The 25368-nt window shown below is 69.4% G+C and carries 24 protein-coding genes; 5 read left to right on the top strand and 19 right to left on the bottom strand.

What is annotated here, in order from left to right:
• Positions 1-8 precede the first annotated feature (8 nt).
• The 8 genes from GXN78_RS07065 to GXN78_RS07100 all read right to left on the bottom strand — a co-directional run bounded on the left by GXN78_RS07065 (position 9) and on the right by GXN78_RS07100 (position 8849).
• A complete protein-coding gene (locus GXN78_RS07065; protein WP_106557878.1) occupies positions 9-938 on the bottom strand; it encodes a DMT family transporter in 930 nt (309 codons plus the stop codon).
• 6 nt (positions 939-944) lie between these two features.
• Positions 945-2558: a gamma-glutamyltransferase family protein gene (locus tag GXN78_RS07070; protein ID WP_106557879.1), complete on the bottom strand. Its 1614-nt coding sequence runs from the start codon at positions 2556-2558 to the stop codon at positions 945-947.
• A 4-nt stretch (positions 2559-2562) separates the two neighbouring features.
• The gene (locus tag GXN78_RS07075; protein ID WP_106557880.1) at positions 2563-3537 is read right to left on the bottom strand and encodes a tripartite tricarboxylate transporter substrate binding protein; all 975 of its coding nucleotides are present in this window, start codon (positions 3535-3537) and stop codon (positions 2563-2565) included.
• 93 nt (positions 3538-3630) lie between these two features.
• On the bottom strand, positions 3631-5148 hold the full coding sequence (locus GXN78_RS07080; protein WP_106557881.1) for a tripartite tricarboxylate transporter permease: 1518 nt from the start codon (positions 5146-5148) through the stop codon (positions 3631-3633).
• A gap of 13 nt (positions 5149-5161) precedes the next feature.
• Positions 5162-5650 (bottom strand): tripartite tricarboxylate transporter TctB family protein, encoded by a 489-nt coding sequence (locus GXN78_RS07085; RefSeq protein ID WP_106557882.1) that lies wholly within the window; start codon positions 5648-5650, stop codon positions 5162-5164.
• Positions 5651-5773: 123 nt separating this feature from the next.
• The gene (locus tag GXN78_RS07090) at positions 5774-7573 is read right to left on the bottom strand and encodes a GspE/PulE family protein (protein WP_106557883.1); all 1800 of its coding nucleotides are present in this window, start codon (positions 7571-7573) and stop codon (positions 5774-5776) included.
• On the bottom strand, positions 7570-8319 hold the full coding sequence (locus GXN78_RS07095) for a spermidine synthase (protein ID WP_106557884.1): 750 nt from the start codon (positions 8317-8319) through the stop codon (positions 7570-7572). The genes GXN78_RS07090 and GXN78_RS07095 overlap by 4 nt, the downstream gene beginning before the upstream one ends.
• Positions 8316-8849, bottom strand: coding sequence for a DNA-deoxyinosine glycosylase (locus GXN78_RS07100; protein WP_106557885.1), 534 nt, complete (start codon positions 8847-8849; stop codon positions 8316-8318). The genes GXN78_RS07095 and GXN78_RS07100 overlap by 4 nt, the downstream gene beginning before the upstream one ends.
• 47 nt (positions 8850-8896) lie before the next feature.
• On the opposite strand from GXN78_RS07100, the gene GXN78_RS07105 reads away from it, so the two are divergent.
• Positions 8897-9733, top strand: a complete 837-nt coding sequence (locus tag GXN78_RS07105) for a mechanosensitive ion channel family protein (RefSeq protein ID WP_106557886.1) — start codon at positions 8897-8899, stop codon at positions 9731-9733.
• 71 nt (positions 9734-9804) lie between these two features.
• Here GXN78_RS07105 and GXN78_RS07110 read toward each other — a convergent pair whose 3' ends face one another.
• Together GXN78_RS07110 and GXN78_RS07115 are read right to left on the bottom strand one after the other, a co-directional pair.
• Complete coding sequence (locus GXN78_RS07110) at positions 9805-10230, bottom strand: hypothetical protein (RefSeq protein WP_106557887.1); 426 nt, start codon at positions 10228-10230, stop codon at positions 9805-9807.
• A 124-nt stretch (positions 10231-10354) separates the two neighbouring features.
• Positions 10355-11215, bottom strand: coding sequence for a TatD family hydrolase (locus tag GXN78_RS07115; protein ID WP_106557923.1), 861 nt, complete (start codon positions 11213-11215; stop codon positions 10355-10357).
• Positions 11216-11305: 90 nt separating this feature from the next.
• On the opposite strand from GXN78_RS07115, the gene GXN78_RS07120 reads away from it, so the two are divergent.
• The 4 genes from GXN78_RS07120 to GXN78_RS07135 are packed head-to-tail and all read left to right on the top strand — an operon-like array spanning position 11306 to position 15400.
• Complete coding sequence (locus GXN78_RS07120; RefSeq protein ID WP_106557888.1) at positions 11306-12307, top strand: trypsin-like peptidase domain-containing protein; 1002 nt, start codon at positions 11306-11308, stop codon at positions 12305-12307.
• A 51-nt stretch (positions 12308-12358) separates the two neighbouring features.
• Positions 12359-13378 carry a MoxR family ATPase gene (locus tag GXN78_RS07125; RefSeq protein ID WP_106557889.1) on the top strand — a complete coding sequence of 340 codons (1020 nt, stop codon included), beginning with the start codon at positions 12359-12361 and terminating at the stop codon, positions 13376-13378.
• Positions 13359-14351: a DUF58 domain-containing protein gene (locus tag GXN78_RS07130; RefSeq protein WP_106557890.1), complete on the top strand. Its 993-nt coding sequence runs from the start codon at positions 13359-13361 to the stop codon at positions 14349-14351. The genes GXN78_RS07125 and GXN78_RS07130 overlap by 20 nt, the downstream gene beginning before the upstream one ends.
• Positions 14348-15400 (top strand): VWA domain-containing protein, encoded by a 1053-nt coding sequence (locus GXN78_RS07135; RefSeq protein WP_106557891.1) that lies wholly within the window; start codon positions 14348-14350, stop codon positions 15398-15400. The genes GXN78_RS07130 and GXN78_RS07135 overlap by 4 nt, the downstream gene beginning before the upstream one ends.
• A gap of 6 nt (positions 15401-15406) precedes the next feature.
• On the opposite strand, the gene GXN78_RS07140 is transcribed toward GXN78_RS07135, so the two are convergent.
• From GXN78_RS07140 to GXN78_RS07180, 9 genes are all read right to left on the bottom strand, one after another.
• Positions 15407-16369 carry a LysR family transcriptional regulator gene (locus GXN78_RS07140; RefSeq protein ID WP_106557892.1) on the bottom strand — a complete coding sequence of 321 codons (963 nt, stop codon included), beginning with the start codon at positions 16367-16369 and terminating at the stop codon, positions 15407-15409.
• Between the two features lie 148 nt (positions 16370-16517).
• Positions 16518-17546, bottom strand: coding sequence for a DUF2272 domain-containing protein (locus GXN78_RS07145; RefSeq protein ID WP_106557893.1), 1029 nt, complete (start codon positions 17544-17546; stop codon positions 16518-16520).
• 47 nt (positions 17547-17593) lie between these two features.
• A complete protein-coding gene (locus GXN78_RS07150; RefSeq protein WP_106557894.1) occupies positions 17594-19072 on the bottom strand; it encodes a D-aminoacylase in 1479 nt (492 codons plus the stop codon).
• Positions 19065-19964, bottom strand: coding sequence for a MurR/RpiR family transcriptional regulator (locus tag GXN78_RS07155; RefSeq protein ID WP_106557895.1), 900 nt, complete (start codon positions 19962-19964; stop codon positions 19065-19067). Before GXN78_RS07155 ends, GXN78_RS07150 begins: the two co-directional genes overlap by 8 nt.
• Before the next feature lie 8 nt (positions 19965-19972).
• Complete coding sequence (locus GXN78_RS07160; RefSeq protein ID WP_106557896.1) at positions 19973-21268, bottom strand: amino acid deaminase; 1296 nt, start codon at positions 21266-21268, stop codon at positions 19973-19975.
• On the bottom strand, positions 21269-22309 hold the full coding sequence (locus GXN78_RS07165; RefSeq protein ID WP_275407561.1) for an ABC transporter ATP-binding protein: 1041 nt from the start codon (positions 22307-22309) through the stop codon (positions 21269-21271).
• Positions 22306-23337: an ABC transporter ATP-binding protein gene (locus GXN78_RS07170; RefSeq protein ID WP_106557897.1), complete on the bottom strand. Its 1032-nt coding sequence runs from the start codon at positions 23335-23337 to the stop codon at positions 22306-22308. Before GXN78_RS07170 ends, GXN78_RS07165 begins: the two co-directional genes overlap by 4 nt.
• Positions 23338-23567: 230 nt before the next feature.
• The gene (locus tag GXN78_RS07175) at positions 23568-24407 is read right to left on the bottom strand and encodes an ABC transporter permease (RefSeq protein ID WP_106557898.1); all 840 of its coding nucleotides are present in this window, start codon (positions 24405-24407) and stop codon (positions 23568-23570) included.
• 5 nt (positions 24408-24412) lie between these two features.
• Positions 24413-25354, bottom strand: coding sequence for an ABC transporter permease (locus GXN78_RS07180; protein ID WP_106557899.1), 942 nt, complete (start codon positions 25352-25354; stop codon positions 24413-24415).
• Between the last annotated feature and the right edge of the window lie 14 nt (positions 25355-25368).

Genomic DNA, 25368 nt, shown 5'->3' on the forward strand with positions numbered 1-25368 from the left:
TCGGGCGTTCAGCGCCCCGTTCGTGTGAAGACAAAGATGCCCGCGATCACCAGCACGGTGCCGGCCGCGATCCACGCGGTGAAGGGCTCGCCGAGGATCAGCACGCCCATCAGGATGGTCGACATCGGGCCGATCATGCCCGTTTGCGCCGCCATCGCGGGCCCGATGCGCTCGATGGCCATCATCACCGCCAGCACCGGCAGCGCGGTGCACACGATCGCGTTGAGCACCGACAGCCAGATCACCGCGGGCGCCACCAGGAAGGCCGTCTCCACCGGCCGCAGCAGCAGGAACTGCACGATGCACAGCACGCAGGCCACGCTGGTCGCGAGCCCCACCAGCCGCAGCGAGCCGAGGCGCTTGACGAACTCGCCGCTGGCCACGAGGTAGACCGCATAGCTCACCGCGCTCAGGAAGATGAGCAAGGTGCCCCAGGCGGCTGCAGCGCTTTGGCCCAGTTGCAACTCGTGACCGAAGACCAGCAGCACCCCCGCATAGCTGACCGACATGCCGGCCGCCTGCCAGCGCGTGATCCGCCGGCGCCAGAGGATCCAGCCGAACAGCAGGACCAGCGTCGGGTTGAGGTACAGGATCAGCCGCTCCAGGCTGGCCGTGACGTAGGCCAGCCCTGCGAAGTCCAGGAAGCTGGAGAGGTAGTAGCCCGAGAAGCCGAGGCCGGCCACGCCCATCCAGTCGCGCCGCGTCAGCGCCGGCTTGCCCCGTCCGGCCCACCAGGCCATGAGCGCGAACAGCGGCAGCGCGAACAGCATGCGCAGCATGATCAGAGTGACCGCGTCCACGCCGTAGCGGTAGGCCAGCTTGACGATGATGGCCTTGCCGCTGAAGGCGATGGCGCCCAGGGAGGCGAGCGCCAGGCCGGGCCCGATGCGCTTGTGCGCGTGCGCTTGTCCCGCGGCGACCACGTGCACGGAGGACATCGACAATCAGAAACCAGCGGCGAGGCCGTCGCGGCGGGCATCGCTCGCCGCCACGTAGCCTTCCACAGCCGGCTCGCCCGCGCGCCAGATGAACTGGCCGGCGCCGAAGTCCTGGTAGGAGTCGTTGATCACCTCGACCTTGTGGCCGAGCGCGCCGAGGCCTTGCACCAGCTCCGGCTTCATCGCCCCTTCGGCGTTGATCTCCAGCCCATGGTTGAAGCGCCAGCGCGGCGCGTCGCAGGCCGCCTGCGGGTTCTGGCCGTGGTCCAGCATGCGCACCAGCGTCTGCATATGGCCCTGCGGCTGCATGTTGCCGCCCATCACGCCGAAGCTCATCACCGGCTGACCGTCCTTCGTGAGGAAGCCCGGGATGATGGTATGGAAGGGGCGCTTGCGCGGCTCGACCACGTTGGGGCTCCTGGCATCCAGGCTGAAGCCGTGGCCGCGGTTCTGCAGGCTGATGCCGAAGGACGGTTCCACGCAACCGGAGCCGAAGCCCATGTAGTTGCTCTGGATGAAGCTCACCATCATGCCTCTCTCGTCGGCCGCGGTGAGGTAGATCGTGCCGCCCTTGACGGGGTTGCCGGCCTTGAAGTCCTGCGCCTTTTTCACGTCGATCAGTTTGGCACGCGAGGCGAGGTATGCGCCATCGAGCATTTGCAGCGGGGACACCTCCATCGACGATGGGTCGGACACGTAGCGGTAGGTATCGGCGAAGGCCAGCTTCATCGCCTCGATCTGCAGGTGCTGCGAGGCCACCGAGTCGGGCGGCATCGACGCCATGTCGAAGTTCTGCAGGATGCCCAGCGCGATCTGCGCGGCGATGCCCTGGCCGTTGGGCGGCATCTCGTGCAGCGTGTAGCCGCGGTAGTCCTGCGCGATCGGCGCCACCCATTCCGGCTTCCAGTTGGCGAGGTCGCGCACCTTGAGGCTGCCGCCGTGGGCCAGCGAGAACCTCTCCATCGCCTCGGCGATCTCGCCGCTGTAGAAGGCGTCGCCCTTGGTGGCGGCGATGGCCTTCAGCGCGCGCGCCGCGGCCGGAAAGCGGAACAGCTCGCCGACCTGGGGCGCGCGGCCCCAGGGCAGGAAGGCCTCGGCGAAGCCGGGCTGCGACTGCAGGATCGGCGTGGCCGCGGCCCATTTCTGCTGTACCACCGGGGGCACCAGGTAGCCGCGCTCGGCGATCTCGATGGCCGGCGCCATCAGGTCCTCGAAGGGCAGCTTGCCGAAGTGCTCGGACAGCGCGACCCAGCTGCCGACGGCACCGGGCACGATGACCGAATCGATGCCGCGCTGCGGCGGCGCGGCGGCGTCCTTGCCGTACTTGCGCTGGAAGTACTCGGGCGTCCAGGCCGCCGGCGAGCAGCCGGAGGCATTGAGCCCGTGCAGCTGCTCGCCGTCCCACAGGATGCAGAAGGCATCGCTGCCCAGGCCGTTGCTGACGGGCTCGACCAGGGTCATCACGGCCGCGGTGGCGATGGCGGCATCGACCGCATTGCCGCCCTGCTGCAGGATGCGCAGGCCGGCCTGGGCGGCCAAGGGGTGCGAGGTCGAGACGACGTTGCGGGCGAAGACCGGGATGCGGGTCGAGGTGTAGGGGTTGGCGTAGTCGAACTTCATGGCTTCAGTCGCTGATGATCTTTCGTTCGGTGATGATCTTCTTCCACTTGGCGGCATCCTGCGCCACCATCGCCGCGAACTGCGCGGGCGTGCCGGTGGCGGGCGCGATGCCCAGCTTGGAGAGCTTGTCGCGCACCTCGGGGTCGCTCACCGCCTCGTTGGCCGCGGCATTGACACGCGCCACCAGATCGGCCGGAAGTGCCTTGGGCCCATAGAGGCCGAACCAGGTGTTCGACTCGAAGCCCGGCAGCACGTCGGCGATCGCCGGCAGCTCGGGCGCCAGCGGGCTGCGCTGCAGCGAGGTCACGCCCAGCGCGCGCAGCCGGCCGTCGCGCACGTGCGGCATGCCGGTGGGCAGCGCGTCGAAGAGCACGTCGATCTTGCCGCTGATCAGGTCGGGGATCGCCAGCGCCGTGCCCTTGTAGGGGATGTGCGTGACGAACACGCCCGCCTGCGCCTTGAAGAGCTCCGCCGTGAGCTGCACGATGGTGCCGTTGCCGCTGGAGGCGTAGTTGAGCTTGCCGGGGTTCTTCTTCGCGTATTCGATCCATTCGCGCACCGTCTTCGCCGGCGAGCTGTTGGGCACCAGCATGATGCTGGGCGCATCGCCCACATGCGCGATGGGTGCGAAATCGCGCACCGTGTCGTAGGGCAGCTTTGCATTGATCGCGGGGCCGATCGAATGCGTGCTGGTGGTCGCCAGCAGCAGCGTGTAGCCGTCGGCCGGCGCCTTGGCTGCGAGGTCGGAGCCGATGGCGCCGCCGGCGCCCGGCTTGTTGTCGACGACCAGCGTCGTGCCCAGCTTCTCGCCCATCTTCTGCGACAGGGTGCGCGCGAAGAGGTCCGTGGCGCCGCCGGCCGGAAAGGGCACGACCAGGCGGATCGGCTTGCCCGGCCAGGCCTGCTGCGCCCAGGCGGCAGGCAGGGCCGCTGCGCACAAAGCAAGGGCACCGGCACGAAGAAGGGAGGATCTTTTCATTTTCATGGGTTCGATTCTGCCGCCACGGCGCCGGGGCCGCTCAAAAGCAAACGGCACCCGAAGGTGCCGTTCGAAACGCGCGAGGGGCCGCGCTCAGGCTTCTTCCTCGTGGAAGGCCTCTTCGCGTTTGGACTTCACCGCCGGCAGCAGCACGATCACGACCATCAGCGCGGCGGCGACCAGCAGGCCGGCCGAGATCGGCCGCGTGACGAACACGCTCCACGAGCCGCGCGACAGCAGCAGCGCGCGCCGCAGGTTCTCTTCCATCATCGGCCCCAGGATCAGTCCCAGCAGCAGCGGCGCCGGCTCGCAGCCCAGCTTGATGAACATGTAGCCCACGACGCCGAAGATCGCGACCATCCACACGTCGAAGGTGTTGTTGTTGGTCGAGTACACGCCGATCGCGCAGAACAGCACGATGGCCGGGAACAGCCAGCGATAGGGAATGGACAGCAGCTTGATCCAGATGCCGATCAGAGGCAGGTTCAGGATGATCAGCATCAGGTTGCCGATCCACATCGAGGCGATCAGGCCCCAGAACAGCTCCGGGTTGCTGGTCATCACCTGCGGGCCGGGCTGGATGTTGTGGATGGTCATCGCGCCGACCATCAGCGCCATCACGGGGTTCGGCGGGATACCCAGCGTCAGCAGCGGGATGAAGGAGGTCTGCGCGCCGGCGTTGTTGGCCGCCTCGGGGCCCGCGACGCCGCGGATGTTGCCCTTGCCGAAGGGAACCTCGCCCGGCTTGAGCTTCATCTTCTTCTCGAGCGTGTAGGCCGCAAAGGCCGACAGCAGCGCGCCGCCGCCGGGCAGGATCCCGAGGCAGGAGCCGAGCGTGGTGCCGCGCAGCACCGCGGGCGTCATGCGCTTGAAGTCATCCTTGGTGGGCCACAGGTTGTGCACTTCGGAGGTGAAGACCTGGCGGTCTTCTTCGGGACGCGAAAGGTTGGAGATGATCTCGCCATAACCGAACACGCCCATCGCGATCACGATGAAGCCGATGCCGTCGGTCAGCTCCGGAATGTCGAAGCTGAAGCGCGCCACGCCAGAGTTCACGTCGGTGCCGACCAGGCCGATCAAGAGGCCCAGCACGATCATGCAGATCGCCTTGAGCAGCGAGCCGGAGGCCAGCACGACGGCGCCGATCAGGCCCAGCACCATCAGCGAGAAGTACTCGGCAGGGCCGAACTTGAAGGCCAGCTCGGTCAGCGGCGGCGCGAAGGCGGCCAGGATCAGCGTGCCCACGCAGCCGGCGAAGAAGGAGCCCAGGCCGGCCGCCGCGAGCGCGGCACCTCCCCGCCCCTGCTTGGCCATCTGGTGCCCGTCGATCACCGTGACGACCGAGGACGATTCACCCGGCAAGTTCACCAGGATGGCAGTGGTGGAGCCGCCGTACTGCGAGCCGTAGTAGATGCCGGCCAGCATGATCAGCGCGGCCACCGGCGGCAGCGCGTAGGTGGCCGGCAGCAGCATGGCGATGGTGGCGACCGGGCCGATGCCCGGCAGCACGCCGATCAGCGTGCCCAGCAGGCAGCCGACGAAGGCGTAGATGAGGTTCTGCAGCGTGAAGGCCGCGGTGAACCCGATGGAAAGGTTGTTGATGAGATCCATGACGCTGTCGCTCTCAGCCGGTGATGAAGGTGGGCCAGACCTGGAACTGCAGCTTGAGCAGGACCACGAAGGCAACGTAGCTGCCCACCGCCAGGATGGTGGCGAGGATCAGGCTGGACCTGATGTGGTAGTGCTCGCCCGCGAGGCCGGCGATCAGCACCAGGGCGTAGATGGCGGCGATCAGGCCCATGGCCGGCAGGCCGATGCTGGGCAGGCCGCCCAGCAGGATGCCGAAGACGAGGTTGGAGCCAATGATGTAGCCCAGCGGACGCCAGGCCATGCTGCCCACCGGCTCGCCGTCCACCGTCTCGATGGTCAGCGCCGTGAAGATCACGACGATCCCCAGGATGCCCAGCAGGATGCCCAGCATCAGCGGAAAGTAACCCGGTCCCATGCGCGCGCCGCTGCCCACGCTGTAGGTCGTTGCTCCCCATGCGAAGGCAATGCCGACGACGGTGAACATCAGACCCGCAAAAAAGTCTTTCTGACTTTTGATCTTCACGAACTGTCCCCTCGAAAAATTTCGAACAGCGGATTGTGGGGTCAGCTGGTGGTCAGGATCGATGTGGATACCACCTAACGTGAAGCCAGGGTTTTCCCGGGGCGCGAGGCCTCGCGCCCGGCTTTATTCGAGCGGCGGCGTGGCGCTCAGGACTTCGTCGACGGTGGTCAGCCCTTCGGCCACGCGCAGCGCACCGGCCAGGCGCAGCGGCCGCATGCCGTCGGCCACGGCCTGGTGCCGCAGCGCGCCCAGGTTGGGCTCTTTGTCGACCAGGGTCTTGAAGGGCTCGCTGACGGTGAGCAGCTCGTAGAGACCCATGCGGCCGCGGTAGCCCGTCATGCGGCAGTCGACACAGCCGACCGGCTTGTAGGCGCGCACCGAGCCGGTGATCTGCCAGGGCTTGACGAAGGCGCCGAGCTGCTCGCGCGTGACGCTCTCGTCGGGCACCTTGCAATGCGGGCACAGGGTGCGCACCAGGCGCTGCGCCAGCACGCCGAGCATGGTGGCGTTGATCAGGTAGTTGGGCACGCCCAGCTCCATCAGCCGCGTGATGGCGCTGGGCGCATCGTTGGTGTGCAGCGTGCTGAAGACCAGGTGGCCGGTGAGCGCGGCCTGCACCGCCATCTCGGCGGTGGCGAGGTCGCGGACCTCGCCCACCATGATGATGTCCGGGTCCTGCCGCATCAGCGCGCGCAGGCCCTCGATGAAGCCGAAGTCCAGCTGCGGCTGCACCTGCGTCTGGTTGAAGGACGGCTCGATCATCTCGATCGGGTCCTCGATGGTGCTGACGTTGACCTCCTCCGTCGCCACCCGCTTGAGCGTTGAATAAAGTGTGGTGGTCTTGCCCGAGCCGGTCGGACCGGTCACCAGGATGATGCCGTGCGGCCGCGTCACCAGCTGCTCCCAGCGCTGCGCGTCGTGCTGCGCGAAGCCCAGCGCGTCGAGGTCCTTCACCGCGGTGTCGGGGTCGAAGATGCGCATCACCATCTTTTCGCCGAAGGCGGTGGGCAGCGTCGAAAGCCGCATCTCGACCTCGTCGCCGCGCATGTTGCGCGTCTTGATGCGGCCGTCCAAGGGCCGGCGCTTCTCGACCACGTCCATGCGGCCCAGCAGCTTGATGCGCGAGACCATCGCGTTCATCACGCCCATCGGCATCTGGTAGGCCGGGTGCAGCACGCCGTCGATGCGGAAGCGGATCACGCCCTGCTCGCGCCGCGGCTCCAGGTGGATGTCGCTGGCGCGCTGGTCGAAGGCGTACTGCCACAGCCAGTCCACCACCTGCACCACGCTCTGGTCGTTGGCGTCGAGCTGCTTGTTGCTCTTGCCCAGCTCGACCAGCTGCTCGAAGCTCGCGCTGCCCGCGTTGCCGCCGGCCTTCTGCGCCGCGCGCACCGACTTGGCCAGCGAGAAGAACTCGGCCGTGTAGCGCTGGATGTCGGTCGGGTTCGCGACCACGCGCCGCACCGGGCGCCGCGCCTGCCGCTCGACCTCGGCGATCCAGTCGGTGAGGAAGGGCTCGGCGGTGGCCACCACCACCTCGGCCGGCGTGACCTGCACCGGCAGCACCTTGTGGCGCTCGGCATAGGCGGCGCTCATGGTGTCGGCCACCTTGCCGACATCGACGCGCAGCGGATCGATGCGCAGATACGCCAGGCCCGCGCGGCCGGCCAGCCATTCGGTCAGCATCTCCAGGTCGAGCGGCTTGCCGTCGCCCTGCCGTGTCATCGCCACGTTGGCCAGCCGCACCAGCGGCGGCTGCCGGCTCTCGGCCTGGGCGCAGCGCGTCAGCGTCCGTTTGGCCTCCTCGGGCGAGATCACCCGGTCCTTGGCGAGCCACTCGATCAGGTGCCGCAGGTTGAGCGGCCCTTCGTGGCGGACGGCGGCGGAGGCGGACGCGGAGGCGGGAGAGGTCACTGCGTTCATCGGTCGACAATCGGTTTGAACACCCGCAGCCACTTGGGCGCGGGCAGGCTCCAGCGAGTCTGGATGCTTTGGGCGCGCTCGGCAAGCGCCGGCCGCTTGGGCCGGGTGGGGCTGCGCTGGGCCAGCACGATGGTGTTGCCCTCGCGCGTCGGCCGGAAGGCCCACAGCGCTTTCTCGCCAAATGCGCCGGCAATTTTCTCGAGGCTGCGCTCGTAGCTGGAGGAGCGGCCGAAGAGGTTGACCGTCATGCAGCCCTCCTCCGTCAGCAGCCGGCGGCAGTCGGCATAGAAGTCCTCGCTGTCGAGCACCGGCGCCGCGGCCTCGTGGTCGTAGAGGTCGACCTGCAGCGCATCCACCGTGCCCTGCCATTCGGGCTTGCGGATCTCGGTCTGCGCATCGGCCACCACCACGCGCAGCCTGGCATCGTCGGCCGGCAGCTTGAACCAGCCGCGGCAGGCCGCCACGACCTGCGGGTTGAGCTCGATCGCGGTGGTGCGCATGCGCAGCGCCTTGCGGCAGAACTTGGTGAGGCTGGCCGCGCCCAGGCCCAGCTGCATGGCATGGCGCTTCGGCACCTCGGCCGGGTCGACGAAGAGCAGCCAGGCCATCATGCGCTGCACGTACTCGAGCTCGATTTCGAAGGGCGCGTCCAGCTTCATCGAACCCTGGACCCACTCGGTGCCCAGGTGCAGGTAGCGCACGTCCCCATAGTCGGAGAAGTTGACCTCGGGCAAGGCGCGCTTCATGGCACGGGCAGGTACTGCGCGATCACCTCGCGCCATGCCGCCGCCTTGCGTTCGAAGCTCCAGGATGCGTGCGCCGGGCTGGACGAGGGCAGGCGATGGACCGGCACGCCCAGCGTGCGCGTGTGCCGCGCATGCCTGAAGCTCTCGCCGCCGTTGTGCGCGATGGCGGCCAGCGCCGGCAGGCGCAGGCCCGCGATGTCGTTGACGACGGCGTCGCGGATCGCCGAATCGAGGCTGCCCTGGCGCCGGCAGCGCCCGTACACGTCCCACACGCCGAGGCCGCGCGCGAGCAGCCAGTCGCTACGCTTTTGATAGCTGTCGGGCCCCGTGGGCAGCGGGCTGTCGGGCCAGGTGGCTTGCAAGATTCTCCAGAACTGGTTTTGCGGGTGCGCATAATACTGCCGCTGCGCGATCGACTTGGCGCTCGGGAAGCTGCCGAGAATCAACAGCACTGTGGATTCCGACACGATCGGGGCCAGCCCCGCGAGCAGGGCGTCTGCCTCGTCCGCGTGCCTGTCACATCGATCCATGACACTCGCCGGTTCGCGGGCCGACCGGCGCCCGAGAGGAGAAGAAGATGAACACGGAAGCGATCTGGGTTTTCCTGAGCACGCAAGGCGCGGATTTTGGCCTGAAAATCATCGGCGCCCTCCTGGTCTGGGCCATCGGCCGCTGGCTGATCGGCCTGGCGCAGCGGCTGGTGGCCGCGGCGCTGGAGCGCGGCAAGCGCATGGACCCGACGCTGAGCCGCTACCTGGTCTCGATCCTCGGCGTGCTGCTCAACATCGTCCTGATCCTCTCGATCCTGGACATGTTCGGCGTGCGCACCACCTCGTTCGCCGCACTGCTGGCCGGCGCCGGACTGGCGATCGGCGCCGCATGGGGCGGCATGCTGACCCATTTCGCCGCCGGCGTCGTGCTGCAGGTGCTGCGCCCGTACAAGGTCGGCGACTACGTCACGGTGGGTGGCGTCAACGGCGCGGTGAAGGAGCTGGGCCTGTTCGGCACCACGCTGATCACGCCCGACAACGTGGTCTCGACGGTGGGCAACAACAAGGTGCTCTCGGACACCATCACCAACTTCAGCCAGCTGCAATGGCGCCGCGTGGACGCGACCGCGAAGGTGGCCAACGGCGTGGACGTGAACGAGGCCATCGAGCTCCTGAAGACGGCCCTGCGCCAGATCCCCAATGTCTCGACCGACCAGCCGCCCGATGTCGAGATCCTGCAGTTCACGCCCGAAGGCCCGCTGCTGGCGGTGCGGCCCTACACCCACACCGACCACTACTGGCAGGTGTACTTCGACACCCATCGCGCGATCGTCAGGACCTTCGGCGCAGCCGGCTATCCGACGCCGGAGACGCCGCTCGCGCATCGCAACGTCACGCCGCCGGCGATACCGGCCGGGGCCTGAGCAGCAGCAAACGAAAAACCCGCCTGCGGCGGGTTTTCCTTGTGGGCGGCGGAGCTGCCGTCAGCCAGCCGTCAGGGCTTCTTCGCGGCTTCGTTCTGCGGCGTGCCCGGGATCTTCTCGCCGATCTTGTCGCCCACCTGGCGGGTCTTGTCGCCGGCCGCCGTCGCGGTGTTGCTCACCGCTGTGCCGGCCTTGCCGGCGGCGTTGCCGGTCGCATGCGTGGCCTTCTTGGTACCGCTCTTGGTGGCGTTCCAGGCCTTCTTGGTGGTCTTCTTGGTGCCGTCCCAGGCCTTCTCGGCGCCGCTCTCGGTCGCGCTCACGGCCTTCTTGGTGCCGCTCTTGGTCGCGTCCCAGGCCTTCTCGCCGGCGTTCTCCACCTTCTGGACCGTGGTCGGCTCAGCGGCGGGCTGAGTTTGGGCGGCGGCCGGCAGGCCGATGGACGCCAGGGCCAGCGCCAGCGCGGCAGGCAGGAGGCGAATCGATGCTGTGTTCTTCATGAGGAAAGCTCCTTTGAATGTTGGAGTGACGAACTTGCCACCGTCTTGCAACGGTCACTCGAAGGGCAAGGATGACACCGAAAGCGCGCGCGAACACCGCCGCCGCGCAACAAGCGCCCTCGACCTACGCAGTGGGTAGGCGATCCGCCGACGCGCCCATCAGCGCCGACAGACGCGGCAGCGCCGCGGCCGCGTTGCGCGTGGTGGCTTCGGCCAGCGCCTCGGGCGCAATGCCGCGCAGCCCCGCCAGCACTTCGGCGATGCGCGGCAGCTCGCCCGGCTCGTTGCGGCCCTGCGGCTCGCCCGCCGCGCGCTGCGCCTGCGTGCGATAAATCCATTGCGGCTGGATGTCGGGCGAGTCGGTCTCCAGCACGATCGCCTCGAGCGGCAACTCCACCGCGAGCCGGCGCAGCTGCAGCGCGCGCTCGAAGGTCAGGGCACCGCCGAAGCCCAGCTTGAGGCCGAGCCCGATGCAGGCCTGCGCCTGCTGGGCGCTGCCGTTGAAGGCATGCGCGATGCCCAGCCAGCGCCCGTCGGGCGCCACCTGGCGCAGATGCTTGAGCACCTGGTCCACCGAGCGGCGCACGTGGATGATCACCGGCAGCCCGTGCTTGCGCGCGAGCTGCAACTGAGTGTGAAAGAAGTGTGCCTGCTTGTCGGCGTCGAGCCCGGGCACGAAGAAGTCGAGCCCGATCTCGCCCACCGCGACCAGCCGCGGGTCGTCGCGCCGGGCCGCGAGTTCCGCATCGAGCTGCGCCAAGTGCTCGTCCGTCGCCTCGTCGGTACACATGGGATGGATGCCGAGCGCGTAGGCGTCGTCCTGCGCATGCGCGAGCTCGCGCACTCTTGCGAAGTTGGCGGCCGCCACCGCGGGAATCACGCACAGGGCCACGTTCCGCTCTGCCGCCCGCGCCCGGATTGCGGGCATCTCGTCGCCGAATTCCGGCGCATCCAGGTGGCAATGGGTATCGACGAAGACGGCCATCGGCGGATGATGCCCGAACGCATGCACTGGCGCGGAAAGCGTGCTACCGTGCCTCCTCACGCGTGGACTTTTTTAGCCGGAGGTGTCCCGATGCGCAGGCCAGCTTTCTACAGTCGCTCGCCCCGCACGCCGCTCGATGACGCGGCCGATGCCGGGACGCCGCAGCGGCCCGACGACTCCGCCGACGGCGCATCTGCCCCGGCCGCCGCAGCGCCCGCCGCCAAGGCGCGCTGGCAGCCCGGCCGCCGCAGCTTTGCGCTGCTGCTTGCCCTCAGCATCGGATCGGCCGCCACCAGCGTCGCGTTGTGGCCGCGCCAGAACATTCGCCAGTACACGCAGAAGGACATCGACGCCGCCGTGCTGCGCACCCTGAACACGGCCACCCTCCCCTCGCCGGCCGCGAAGGCGGCCGAGATCATCCGCCCCTCGGTGGTGCGGGTGGTGGGCTACGGCCCCGAGAAGAAGACGCCCGAGGCCCAGACCCAGAAGCACGGGCGGAACATGGCCAAGGGCAAGCCGGCGGAATCGCAGGCCGACGAGCCGCCGGGCGAGGTCGAGCGCGGCGTGGGCACCGGCGTGGTGATCGTCGACAAGGGCATCATCCTCACCAACCTGCACGTGGTCGCGGGCTCCGAGAAGATCAGGGTCACCTTCGCCGACGGCCTGGAGGCGCCGGCCGTCATCACCGGCGTGCAGCCCGAGAACGACCTCGCGGTGCTGCAGGCGCAGAAGCTGCCCGACGACCTGATCCCGGCCGTCATGCGCTCCACCGCCGACCTGCAGCCGGGCGACCAGGTGGCCGCCGTCGGCTTCCCCTTCGGCATCGGCCCTTCCGTGTCGGCCGGCGTGGTCTCGGGCCTCAAGCGCTCCTTCCGCTCGCCCGAGGGCAAGCAGGAATTGGGCAACCTGATCCAGTTCGACGCCGCCGCCAACCCCGGCAACTCGGGCGGGCCGCTCATCAACATGAACGGCGAGGTGCTGGGCATCGTCACCGCCATCCTCAACCCGACGCAGCAGCGCACCTTCATTGGCATCGGATTTGCGGTGCCGATCGAGAACGCCGCCTCGGCCGCCGGTTCGCCGCCCTTCTGATCGCACTTTCCCCATCGCGTTTTTCCTGGCCCGCACCACCGAAAGCACCGCATGAGCACAGAGACCGAACCGACTTTCGCGCCTTCCGCCACCACCGCCGAGCTGATGGAGCAGATCCTCTACCAGGTCAAGCGCGTCGTGGTCGGCCAGGACCGCTTCCTGGAACGCGTGATGGTCGCGGTGCTGGCGGGCGGCCACCTGCTGGTGGAAGGCGTGCCGGGCCTGGCCAAGACCCTCACTGTCAAGACCCTGGCCGACGCGGTGCGCGGCCGCTTCAAGCGCATCCAGTTCACGCCCGACCTGGTCCCGGCCGACCTGGTGGGCACGCGCATTTACAACCAGAAGACCGGCGAGTTCAGCACCTCGCTCGGCCCGGTGTTCGCCAACCTGCTCTTGGCCGACGAGATCAACCGTGCTCCAGCCAAGGTACAGAGTGCGCTGCTCGAGGTGATGCAGGAGCGCCAGGTCACGATCGCCGGCGAGACGCACCGGGTGCCGCGCCCCTTCCTGGTGATGGCCACGCAGAACCCGATCGAGACCGAAGGCACCTACCCGCTGCCCGAGGCGCAGGTGGACCGCTTCATGATGAAGGTGCTGGTCGACTACCCGACCGACGAGGAAGAGTTCGTGATCGTCGAGCGCGTGATCGGCCCCCTGGTCGAGGCCAGCCCGGTCGCGACCACCGACCAGCTCGCGGCGCTGCAGGCCGAGGCGCGGCAGGTGTATGTCGATCCCTCGCTGATCCAGTACGCGGTCAGGCTGGTGTCGGCCACCCGCACGCCCGACCGCCATGGCCTGAAGGACATGCGCCGCTTCATCACCTACGGCGCCAGCCCGCGCGCCAGCATCAACCTGACCGAGGGCGCGCGCGCACTGGCGCTGCTGCGCGGCCGCAGCTACGCGCTGCCCGAGGACATGACGGCCCTGGTGCCCGACGTGCTGCGCCACCGCGTGACGCTGTCCTACGAGGGCCTCTCCGAAGGCCTCACGCCCGACAGCCTGATCGAACGCATCATGCGGGCCGTGCCGCCGCCGGCCAAACCGCTCGAACATGAAAAACTGGTGGCCTAGCCGACGCCCCGCGGCCAACGACGAACAGCTTGCGGCCGAGGCCGCGGCCGGCGGTGCCGAGCGCGCGCTGCGCCGGCTCGAATGGACGGTCATCCGGCGGCTCGACGGCCTGCTGCAGGGCGACTACCGCACGCTGATGCGAGGCACCGGCCTCGACCTCGCCGACCTGCGCGAGTACCAGCACCACGACGACGTGCGCCACATCGACTGGAACGTCACCGCCCGGCTGCAGACGCCGCACGTGCGCGTCTTCACCGAAGACCGCGAGATGGCCGCCTGGTTCGTCCTCGACCTCAGCCGCTCGGTGGACTTCGGCTCCGGCCGCAAGGCCAAGCGCGAGATCTCGGCCGGCTTCGTCGGCGTGATCGCGCGCCTGCTCACGCGGCACGGCAACCGGGTCGGCGCGCTGGTCTACGGCAACGACGTCGAGGCCGTGATCCCGCCGCGCACCGGCCGGCGCCACGTGCTGTACCTGCTGAACGCGATGGAGCGCCGCGCGCGCCAGAAGGAGCAGCCCCGGCAGAAGGGCATGACCCGGCTGGCCGATCTGCTCAAGTCCGCCGCGGTGCTGATGCCGCGCCGCTCGACCGTGTTCGTGGTGTCCGACTTCCTCAGCGAGCCCGGCTGGGATCGTGCGCTGGCGCAGCTGGTGCGGCGCCACGAGGTGGTGGCGGTGCGCCTGTTCGACCCGCTCGAACTCGACCTTCCCGACCTCGGCCTGGTGCCGCTTACCGATGCCGAGACCGGCGAGCAGCTCTGGGTCGACACCCACGACGCCGCGTTCCGCAAGCGCTTCGCCCGCCTCGCCGCCGAGCGCGAAACCACTTTGCGCGAGACGCTGGCGAAGGTCGGCGTCGACACGCTCGAACTCTCGACCAACGACGATCTGGTGGAAGCGATCGTGCGCTTTGCCGACATGCGCAAGCGCCGCGTGCGCGCCGGCTCGTCCCAGCCCAAGGCGGTGGCAGCATGAACTTCCTCTGGCCTCAATTCCTCTGGCTCCTGGCCGCGGCGCCGCTGCTGGTGCTGCTCTACCTCTGGCTGCTGCGGCGCAAGAAAAAGCTGGCGCTGCGCTATGCCAGCCTGTCGATCGTGCGCGAGGCGATGGGCGTGCGCCAGAGCGTGCGCCGCCACATCCCGCCCTTCCTCTTCCTGCTCGCGCTGGTCGCGATGCTGATCGCCGCCGCGCGGCCGATGGCGGTGGTGGTGCTGCCCTCGAACCAGCAGACCATCATCCTGGCGATGGACGTGTCCGGCAGCATGCGCGCGGCCGACGTCCAGCCCAACCGGCTGGTGGCCGCGCAGGAGGCCGCCAAGGCCTTTTTGAAAGACCTGCCGCGCCACGTGAAGGTCGGCATCGTCGCCTTCGCCGGCAGCGCCAACGTCGCGCAGTTGCCCACCACCAACCGCGAAGACCTGGTGCAGGCCATCGACTCCTTCCAGCTGCAGCGCGCGACGGCCACCGGCAACGCCATCGTCGTCTCGCTGGCCACGCTGTTCCCCGACGCCGGCATCGACATCGCGAACTTCAGCCCGCAGGGCAACAACAGCAACCGCACGCGCGGTGTGCCCCTCGAGCAGGCCGGCAAGCCGCCGCCCAAGGAGTTCACGCCGGTGGCGCCGGGCTCCTACACCTCGGCCGCCATCATCATGCTGACCGACGGGCAGCGCACCACCGGCGTCGACCCGCTCGACGCAGCCAAGGTCGCGGCCGAGCGCGGCGTGCGTGTCTACACGGTGGGCATCGGCACCGTGGACGGCGAGACCATCGGCTTCGAGGGCTGGTCGATGCGGGTGCGCCTCGACGAGGAAACGCTCAAGGCCATCGCCAACAAGACGCAGGCCGAGTACTACTACGCCGGCACGGCGGCCGACCTGACCAAGGTCTACAACACGTTGAGCTCCAGGCTCACGGTCGAGAAGAAGGAAACCGAGATCTCGGCACTGTTCGCGCTCGGCGCCGCGGTGCTTGCGCTGCTGTCGGCGGGGCTCTCGCTGCTCTGGTTCAACCGAATTCTCTAGACACCCTCACTTCATCGAGGCCGTCTCGGGCGCCACGGACGCCGCGCCCAGTTCCGCATCCATGCACAGCACGGCCTCCTGCAGCAGGCCGCGCAGCCAGACCAGCCCCGGATCCAGCGTGCGGTACTTGTGCCATTGCATGGTCTGCTGCATCGCCGACGATGGCAGCGGTGCCGCCAGCAGGCGCAGCGGCAGCGACTTGCGGGCCAGCCGGGCCAGCCGGCCGTGCATGGTGGCGATACGGTCGGTGCCCACGACCAGGTAGGGGACCGCGGCGAAGCTGTAGGTGCTGACTTCGATGCGCTTCACCCCCGGGTAGCGGCGCTTGAGCCATCCCGAGCGCGTGGGCTCGTCCATGCCGGAGGGCTGCATCACGACGTGGCCGGCCGCCGTGTACTGCTCCGCGGTCAGCCTGTCGGCATGCGCGAAGCAGCCCCCGCTCCAGACCGCGCAGACGAACTGCTCCTCGAACAGGAGCTCGTAGGGGTGCTCCCCGGGCGTGCGGTATTCGGTCGGCAGGATGAGCAGGTCGGCCTCGCCGCTCTCCAGTTCGCGCAGCGGCGGCTGTAGCAGCGGCAGCAGTTCGAAGCGCACGGTTTGGGAATGCCGGCCGGCCAGCGCGAGCAGATGCGGCATCAGCACCATCGAGGTGTAGTCGGAGACGATCAGGCGAAAGCAGCGGTCCGATTGGGCGGGGTCGAAGCGCGGCTGCGCGAGGATCGCGGAATCCACCCGCACCAGCACGTCGCGCACGGATTCCTTCAGCGTCTCGGCCCGTGGGGTCAGCTCCAGCTTGCGGCCGACCTGCACCAGCAGCTCGTCGTCGAAGTAGTCCCGCAACCGGCTCAGGGCATTGCTCATCGCCGACTGGCTCAGGTGCAGCCGCTCGGCCGCCCTGCTGATGCTGCGTTCGGCGAGCATGGCATCCAGGGCTACCAGAAGATTCAGATCGAGCTTGTTGAAGCGCATGCGTTGGTGTGCAGGAGCGAGGTCCCTGCCTGCACGCGATGTATTGACGGCATCGATGCGGGGCATGGACGAAAGCGATAGTAAGAAGATAGTGCTTATCGGGACCGCCGCGCATCCGGGGACGCCCGGGGGGCATTCGATGCAGCTTTCAACGCCACTGCAGCAGCACCGACCAGGGCGCACGGCTCATGTGCCGATCGACACAGCCCGAGGCGCCGGCTTCGCAGCCCTGCGGCAGGTAGCTGGGGTCCAGCAAGCGGGTGCGCGGCGCGAAGGCAAGCCGGCGCATCGTCACCGACTGCAGCACGTTGCCGCCCACCGCATCGAAGCCCTTCGCATCCACCGCGACGACCACGTCGCAGTGCATGGGCAGCGCCGCGCCGCCGGTGGGCCGCGCAGCGAGGATGCGGCCGATGGCCTCGAAGGTGGAGAGGCTCGCATCGTCGCTGCGCGCGTAACAGATCAGGTCGCCGACGCGCGGCGGCGTGCGCGCGAGGTCGCAGGCGCGCAGGGCGTAAGGGTTGGCCCGGCCCTGCGCCTCGTCGGCACGCGCTTGCCATGCGGCGCCGGCATAGTCGGCATGCGCTTCCGAGAACACGAACTCCTCGGGCCCGAGCCCGGCCTGGCGCGCCAGCCAGCTGACGAAGGCGGCGGACCAGGGCGTGTCGATCACGGCCACTCGGTCGAGCGCGGCCTGCACGGCCCGCAGGTCCCGGGATTCGAGGCCCTGCGCCGCGTCCACGCCGAGGCCCTGCAGGTGCGCGGCCGTGGCCCGGTTCAGGGCCTGCATCAACAGCTCACGGGAGGCAGGACGCAGCGCGCCGAAGCGCACTTGGGACGGCAGACGGCCGTCCTGCGGATCCACCGCACGCCAGTAGCCCAGCACCCGCTCCCACGGCGCCATCGCGCTCGGCCCGCCGCGCGCGTCCTCGGCTTCGGAATAGCCGGCCTCGATGAGCCGGCCTTCGGCATCCAGCGTCTGCCCGCCGAAAGCCAGGTGCTCGCGTTGGGCCGCGGCCGCGATGGCCAAGGCGCGCGGGCTGGGCGGAATGTGCAAGCCCGTGGCCAGGCAGGCCGCCCCGGCCGGCGCAGCGGCCGCCGAAAGCAGCGCGGCAGCAAGCGCTGCCGCGGCAGGGAAGCGCCACGGCCAGCGGGGCGGAGTGTCGAGGAGCCGCATGCGGCGCGAGCATAGCCGGCCGAACGCGCCTGAAGCGCCGCTGCCGCTCACCCGCGCGTCAGCATCCGCCCCTCCCTCGCGCGCACGGCAGGCTCCTGCTCGCCGCCGACGAAGGCACACGTCCCGTTCACGAACACCCGCTCGATGCCCACGCTCGCGCTCTTCGGCCGGTCGTAGGTGGCGGTGTCGGCGATGGTGCGCGGGTCGAACACCACCACGTCGGCCATCGCGCCCGCGCGCAGCAGACCACGGTCCGCGATGCGCATGTTGCGCGCCGTCATGCCGGTCATCTTGTGCACCACCTGCTCCAGCGTGAAGAGCTGCCGGTCGCGCCAGTAGCGCGCGAACACGCGCGGAAAGGCGCCCCACAGGCGCGGATGCGGATGGCGGTCGTGCGGCAGGCCGTCGCTGCCGATCATGGTGCGCGGATGGGCGATGACGCGCTCCACGTCTTCTTCGTTCATCTGGAAGTAGCAGGCGCCGCCGGGCTGCAAGCGGCGGCAGGCCTCCTTCTGGTCCACGCCCCACTCGCGCGCGATGTCGGCCAGCATGCGGCCGGTCATGCCGGGGTGCGGATCGGACCAGGTGATGAGGATGTCGATCACGCCGTCCACCAGGTCCTCGCGCAGCACGGTGGAGCCGGCGACGTAGGGGTAGACGTCGAGCGCAATGTCCTGGCGCTCGGCCAGCGCATCGATCAGCGGGAGCGTCTGCCGGGTGCGGCCCCAGTTGGCGGGCCCGGCGCACTTGTGGTGCGAGATCACGAGCGGCGCGCCGGCGCTGAACGCGGTGTCGCCGGCCTCGTGCATGGCCTCGATGATGCTTTCCATCTCGCTGCGCAGATGCGTGGCATACACGCCGCCGTGCCGCGCCACGATGCGCGCCAGCGCCATCACCTCTTCGGCCGGCGCGGCGAAGGCCTGCTCGTAGAACAGGCCGGAAGAGAGGCCGTGCGCGCCCTCGCGCATGCAGTCCTCGAGCAGCGCACCCATGCGCGCGCGCTCGTCCCCGGTGGCGGCGCGGTCCAGCGCGTCCATCGAGGCGAAGCGCAGCGTCGTGTGCCCGACGAGCGCGGCAACGTTGAGCGCCGGCTGCGCCGCCTCGACCGCGGCGCGGTACTCGGCCATGGTGGCGTGCAGGAAGGAATCGGCGCCCAGCAGCGTGAGCGGCGGCTGCGCCTGCGGCGTGCGGTAGGGCGCGAGCGAGATGCCGCAATTGCCGGTGACCACGGTGGTGATGCCCTGCGAGACCTTGGGCAGGTTGAGCGGGTCGCGCAGCACGATGGCGTCGTCGTGCGTGTGGACGTCGATGAAGCCCGGGGCGATGGCCTTGGCACGGCAGTCGATGACTTGCAGATCGTCCGCTGCGATGCCCTCGGGCAGGCGCTGGCGCAGGCCCTCGCCCAGGGCCGCGATGCGGTCGCCCATCAGCAGCACATCGCCGGTCCAGCTCGGGCCACCGGAGCCGTCGACGATCAGACCGGCTTCGAGCAGGGTGGCGCCTTTGCCTTCGTGTTCGTCAGCCATGCTTGACTCCTCCGCCATCCCAGCTCTGCAGCGGATGCGTGCTGGCATCGATGCCGTGGCGCTGGAAGGCTTCGCGCGCGCGCTGCAGCCGTTGCACTGCCGGTTCGCCGCGGCGCTGTGCGACCAGCACGGTCAGGATCTCGATCGTCGTCAGGTGCGTGAGGTAGGCGTCGATGCCCACGTGCATCACCGCGTCGTCGGGCACCGAGAGGCCCAGCAGGAAATCGGCCCGCGCCGCCAGCGCGGTGCCGGGCCGGGTGAGCGCCACCACCTTCGCGCCCTGCCCGCGCGCGATGTCCACCGCGTCCAGCAGCGAGGGCATGCCGCCCACGTGCGAGATCGCGATCACCACGCCGCCCGGGCGCTGGGCCGCGCCCGCCACCTGCTGCAGGTGGTAGTCGGCCCAGGCGTTGGCCGAGAGGCCGAGTCGGAACAGGCGCGCCTGCAGGTCGTTGGCCATGAACCAGGAGGTGGCGCCGGCCCCGTACAGGTCCACGTGCGGCGCCGCGGCAATCGCGCCGACGGCGCCGTCGAGCACCGCCATGTCGAGCTGGCTGCGCACGCCGGAGACCGAGGCCGCGGCGCTGCGAGCGATCTTGCCCACCACCTCGTCGGCCGTGTCGGCAATGTTGACGCGCCGGTGCAGGGGCGAGCCGCCGAGCGCCAGCTCTTGCGCCAGCGCGAGCTTGAACTCGCGCAGGCCCGCGAAGCCGAGGTCGCGGCAGGTGCGCATGATGGTGGGCACCGAGCTGCGCGAGCGCTCGGCCAGCGATTCGAAGCTTTCCTCGAGCACGCGGTCGGGGTCCTCGAGGATCAGGTCGAGGATGGCACGCCGCGTGGACGGTGCGCTGTTGCGCACCTCGGCCATCTTCTGGAGCAGGGACTGAGGCATGGACCGCTTCAGAAATGCATGGCCACCGCGTCGCTCACGCGCAAGTCCTCTTCCACCACCGGCATCCAGTGCCACTTGTCGAAGGTGGTGCAGGGGTGCGAAATGCCCAGGCCGATGCGGTCGCCGACCGCAGGCGCCTGCGGCGATGCGGCATCGTCCCAGCGCAGGTAAGCATGCTGGTCGTTCAGGCCGGTGATCTTCCAGTCGGCGGGCACGCCCTCGGGCACGAGGCTGCCGCGCGCGGCGCGCGCGATGGGCACGGGCAGCGAGAGGTCGAAGGAGATGTCGCGCTTGCCCACGGCGAGGATGGCAAGCCCTGGCTCGGGGCACGATTGCACCATGGCCCAGACTTCCATCGCGGGCCGCAGGCTCTCGCCACAATCGCAACCCAGGCGCTGGTCCACGGCACTCAGCATGCGCTTGTAGAAGCCGTGATCGTGAGTGACATAGCAACCCGAGCGCAGGATGCCGCGCACGCCGGCCTTGAGCGCCGGCTTCAGGCGGCCGGCCACCAGGTCGAAGATGGCCGAGCCGCCGGCCGAGACGATCACCTCGTCGCCTTCGAACAGGCCGTGCGTGTCGCAGTGGCGCGCCACCGCTTCCACGCGATCCATCAGCGCGTTGGCGTAGGCGGTGTCGGCGCCGCTCTCGCCGGTGGCGGCCAGGCCCTCGTAGCACTCGATGCCCACCAGCCGGACCGCTTTGCTCTGGCGCAGGGCGGTGGCCACCGTGACCGCCTCCTCCTGCGTGCGGCAGCCGGTGCGTCCGCCCTCGACGCCGATCTCCAGCATTACCTCGAAGGGCAGGCTTTCGTGGTGGCGCTCGGCCCAGGCCTCGATCAGCCCGAGCTGCGCGAGCGAGTCGACCAGGAAGACCACGCGCAGGTCGATGTGCGCGTGCAGCAGCAGCTGGATGCCGGCCAGGTCTTCGTCGCTCATCACCTGGTTGGCGATCAGTGTGCGGTGCGCGCCGGCGGCCACGCCGACCGCCAGCTGCGTGACGGTCGCGAAGGTCAGGCCCCAGGCGCCGGCATCGAGCTGGCGGCGGAACAGCTGCGGCGACATGGTGGTCTTGCCGTGCGGCGCGAGGTCGATGCCCCACTGCCGCACGCGCGCCTGCATCCATGCCAGGTTGTGCTCGAGCGCCTCGCGCTTGAGCACGGCCAGCGGCAGCGGCAGGTCGCCGGCCAGCACATGCCAGCCGGCCTGGCCGATCTCGCTGCGGCGCTTCGGCGGCTGGGTGCGCGGGTAGCCCTTGAAGCGGGTGTCGAGGATCGGGTCGAAGAGTTCGTTCTCAGTGGTCATTCAAATCACCTCCGCGCTGCGCGCTACGGTTTCGCCTTGGGAGCGGCCCGGCGGCTCATGGTGGATCAGATCCTTGCGAATGCAAGCGGAAAAATGCCCCGGCGACAGTTCATCGAGCGGCGGCACGGTCTGCGCGCAAGCCTCGATGGCATGCGGGCAGCGCGTGCGGAAGACGCAGCCCGAAGGCGGCGCCATCGGGCTCGGAATGTCGCCCTTGAGCGCCACGCGCTCGTTGGGCACCAGCGGATCGGGCTTGGGGCTGGCGGCCAGCAGCGCCCGCGTATAGGGGTGCTGCGGGCGCTCGAAGAGCTCGCGGGTCTCGGCCACTTCCATCACCTTGCCCAGGTAGAGCACGACCACGCGGTCGCACAGGTATTCCACCACGTCCAGGTCGTGCGAGATGAAAAGCATGGTCAGCGACAGGCGTTCCCGCAGGTCGGCCAGCAGATTGATCACCTGCGACTGGATGGAAACGTCCAGCGCCGACAGCGGCTCGTCGGCCACGATGAACTCGGGCTCCACCGCCAGCGCACGCGCCACGCCGATGCGCTGGCGCTGGCCGCCCGAGAACTCGTGCGGGAAGCGGCTGGCATGCTCGGGCCGCAGGCCCACGGTCTCCAGCAGCTCGGCAATGCGTCGCTCGCGCTCGCCGGGGCCCTTGGCCAGGCCGTGGGTGGCCAGCGCCTCGCCGAGAATGGCGCCGATGCGCATCTTCGGGTTGAGGCTGGCGTACGGGTCCTGGAAGATGATCTGCAGCTTGCTGCGCAGGCGGCGCAGCGGGCCGGCGGCGAGCTTGCCGATGTCGTCGCCGCGGTAGAGCACCTCGCCTTCGGTGCGCTCGACCAGGCGCAGCAGCGTCCGGCCGATGGTGCTCTTGCCGGAACCCGATTCGCCGACCAGGCCCAGGGTCTCGCCGGGGCGGATGGCGAAGGAGACGTCGTCGACGGCGCGCACGGGGCGCTCGCCGGTGCCGAAGTATTTCTTGAGGCCTCGGACCTCGATGAGGGGCGCTGCGGCGGTGGTCATGCTTGTGGGGTTCATGCGGCCCTCGCCAGCGGCTGGGCCGCGGGGACTCGGATGCAGCGGGCCTGCCGGGCCTCTTGCGTATCGATGAGCGGCGGCATCGCCTGCCTGCAAGCCTCGATCGCCTGGTCGCAGCGCGGCTCGAAGGCACAGCCCGGCGGAGGCGCCAGCGGACTCGACACCTGGCCACGAATCGCGAACAGGCGCCTGGGCCGGCCCTCGCCGCGCGCCTGCGCCTTGCCCGGCAGGCAGGCCAGCAGGCCCTGCGTGTAGGGATGCTCCGGCGATGCGAACAGCGGGCGCACCGGCGCGCGCTCGACCACGCGGCCCGCATACAGCACGACCACGTCGTCCGCGTGGTGCGCCACCACGCCGAGGTTGTGGGTGATGAAGAGGATGCTCATGCCGGTCTCGGCCTGGAGCTTGCGCATCAGCTCGAGGATCTGCGCCTGGATGGTGACGTCGAGCGCGGTGGTCGGCTCGTCGGCGATCAGCAGCGTCGGGTCGCAAGCCATGGCCAGCGCGATCATCACGCGCTGGCGCATGCCGCCGGAGAGCTGGTGCGGATACTCGTGCAGGCGCCGCGCCGCGGCCGGGATCTCGACCAGCTCCAGCATGCGCAGCGCATGCGCCAGCGCGGCCTTGCGGTCCAGGCCGTTGTGCAGGCGCACGCTCTCGGCGATCTGCTCGCCGATGGTGAAGACCGGGTTGAGGCTGGTCATCGGCTCCTGGAAGATCATCGACAGCTCGTTGCCGCGCAGGCGCCGCATCTCGCGGTCGGGCAGGCCGAGCAGGTCGACCGTGCGGCCGTCGCGGGTGACGAAGGCGGTCTGGCCCGACACCTGCGCGTTGGCGGTCTTGGGCAGCAGGCGCATCAGCGTCAGGCTGGTGACCGACTTGCCCGAGCCGGACTCGCCGACCAGCGCGGTGGTCTTGCCGGGCTGGATCGAGAAGCTCACGTCGGCCACCGAGCGGACCAGGCCGTCTTCTGTGGGGAAGCTGGTGCTCAGGTTGTTGACCGTCAGGCGAGGGGTGGTGGTCGTCATTCAATGGCTCCGCTGCGCGGTCGCGCTCGAGGTTTTGCGGTCCGGGGCGCGTGCCGAGGCCATGCCGTGTCGTGCGGGCCGATGCACCACCGCCGTGACGGATCACGCCGGCGGGGTGCTCTGCGCAGCGAAATAAAGGAGGAGGCTTGCGGCCCTAGGCCGCGCCGGGGGACATTCGCGGAGCAGAGCACCCCGCCGGCGTGATCGCGCCCCGACGTGGACGTTTTCATCTAGGCCGCCTTCTTGAGCTTGGGGTCGAGCAGGTCGCGCACGCCGTCGCCCAGCAACTGCAGCGAGAGCGCCGTGAAGATGATCGCGAGCCCCGGGAACAGCACGACCCAGAAGGCCCGGTCCGCATACTGCTGGCTGCTCGCGACCATGGTGCCCCAGGTCGGGATCTCGGGCGGCACGCCGACGCCGAGAAACGACAGGCCCGCCTCCGCCAGGATCGCGTAGGCGAAGATGAAGGACACCTGCACCAGGATTGGCGACATCAGGTTGGGCAGGATGTGGCGCCACAGGATGCGCGAGGTGCGCACGCCCAGCGCGCGCACCGCCTCGACGAAGAGCAGTTCCCGCACCACCAGCGTGGAGGCACGCACCACCCGCGCCACCCGCGGCGTGTAGACCAGCACCAGCGCCAGCACCACGTTGACCAGCGAGGGCCCGAGGATAGCGACCAGGGCGATCGCCAGCAGGATGTCGGGGAAGGACATCATCGCGTCGACCACCCGCATCAGCGGCGCGTCGAGACGGCGGAAGAAGCCGCCCATGAGCCCGAGGATGGTGCCCAGCACGACCGAGCCCAGCGCCGTGAGCGCCGCAATGGCGAGCGAGTAGCGCGCGCCGTGCACGATGCGCGCATACATGTCGCGACCCAGCTCGTCGGTGCCCATCAGGTGCGCGGCGCTGGGAGGCTTGAGCCGGTCGAGCACCGCCGTGTCGTTGGGATCGGCCGAGGCGAACCAGGGCGCGCCCAGCGCGAGCACCGCGATCACCAGCAGCACCAGGGCGGAGACCATCACGATGCGGCGAAGCATCAGTTGGCGGAGCATTCTTGGTATTTGCATGGCGGTCAGATCTTCACGCGGGGATCGACCACGGCGTAGAGCAGGTCGATCGAGAAGTTGATGAGCACGTAGATGGCGGCGATCACGAGCAGCGCTCCCTGGATCACCGGATAGTCGCGGCGCAGCACCGCGTTCACCACCAGGTTGCCGACGCCCGGCAGGCCGAACACCGTCTCGGTCACGACGGCGCCGCCGATCATCAGCGCGATGGTCAGGCCGAGCACGGTGACGATGGGCACCAGCGCATTGCGCAGCGCATGCTTCAGCACCACCGTGCCTTCCGAAAGGCCCTTGGAGCGCGCGGTGCGCACGTAGTCCTCGCCCAGCACGTCGAGCATCGAAGCGCGGGTGAAGCGGATGATCAGCGCCGAGTTCAGCAGGCCCAGCACCGTGGCCGGCAACACCAGCGCATGCAGGCGCTCGGCCAACGGCGCATCGGGTGCGCCATAGCCCGAGACCGGGAACCAACCCAGCGAGACCGCGAAGAACTGGATCAGCACGATGCCCAGCCAGAAGCTCGGGATGCTGGCGCCCAGCATCGCGATGCCGGTGAAGACCTGGTCCACCACGCGCCCGCGAAACACCGCCGAGACGATGCCGCAGGGCAGCCCGATCAGCGCCGCGATCGCCACCGCCATCAGCGCCAGCAGCGTGGTGGGCTCGGCGCGCTCCATCAGCGCCTGCGTGACCGGGCGCTGCAGGAAAATCGACTGGCCGAGGTTGCCCTGCAGCACTTCGCGCAGCCAGTAGCCGAACTGCACGGGCAGCGGCTTGTCGAGGCCGTATTCCTTCTGCACGCGGGCGATGTCGGCGGCGGTGGCCTGGTCGCCCAGCAGCACCGAGACCGGATCGCCCGAGGCAGCGCGCGTCAGGATGAAGACCAGCACCGCGACGATGGCGAGCACGACCAGCATGCCGGCCAGGCGGGAGGAGAGATAGCGGACCATGTTGGCGATGCCGG

It is taken from the genome of Variovorax sp. WS11 (genome assembly GCF_010499245.1).
Lineage (GTDB): Bacteria > Pseudomonadota > Gammaproteobacteria > Burkholderiales > Burkholderiaceae_C > Variovorax.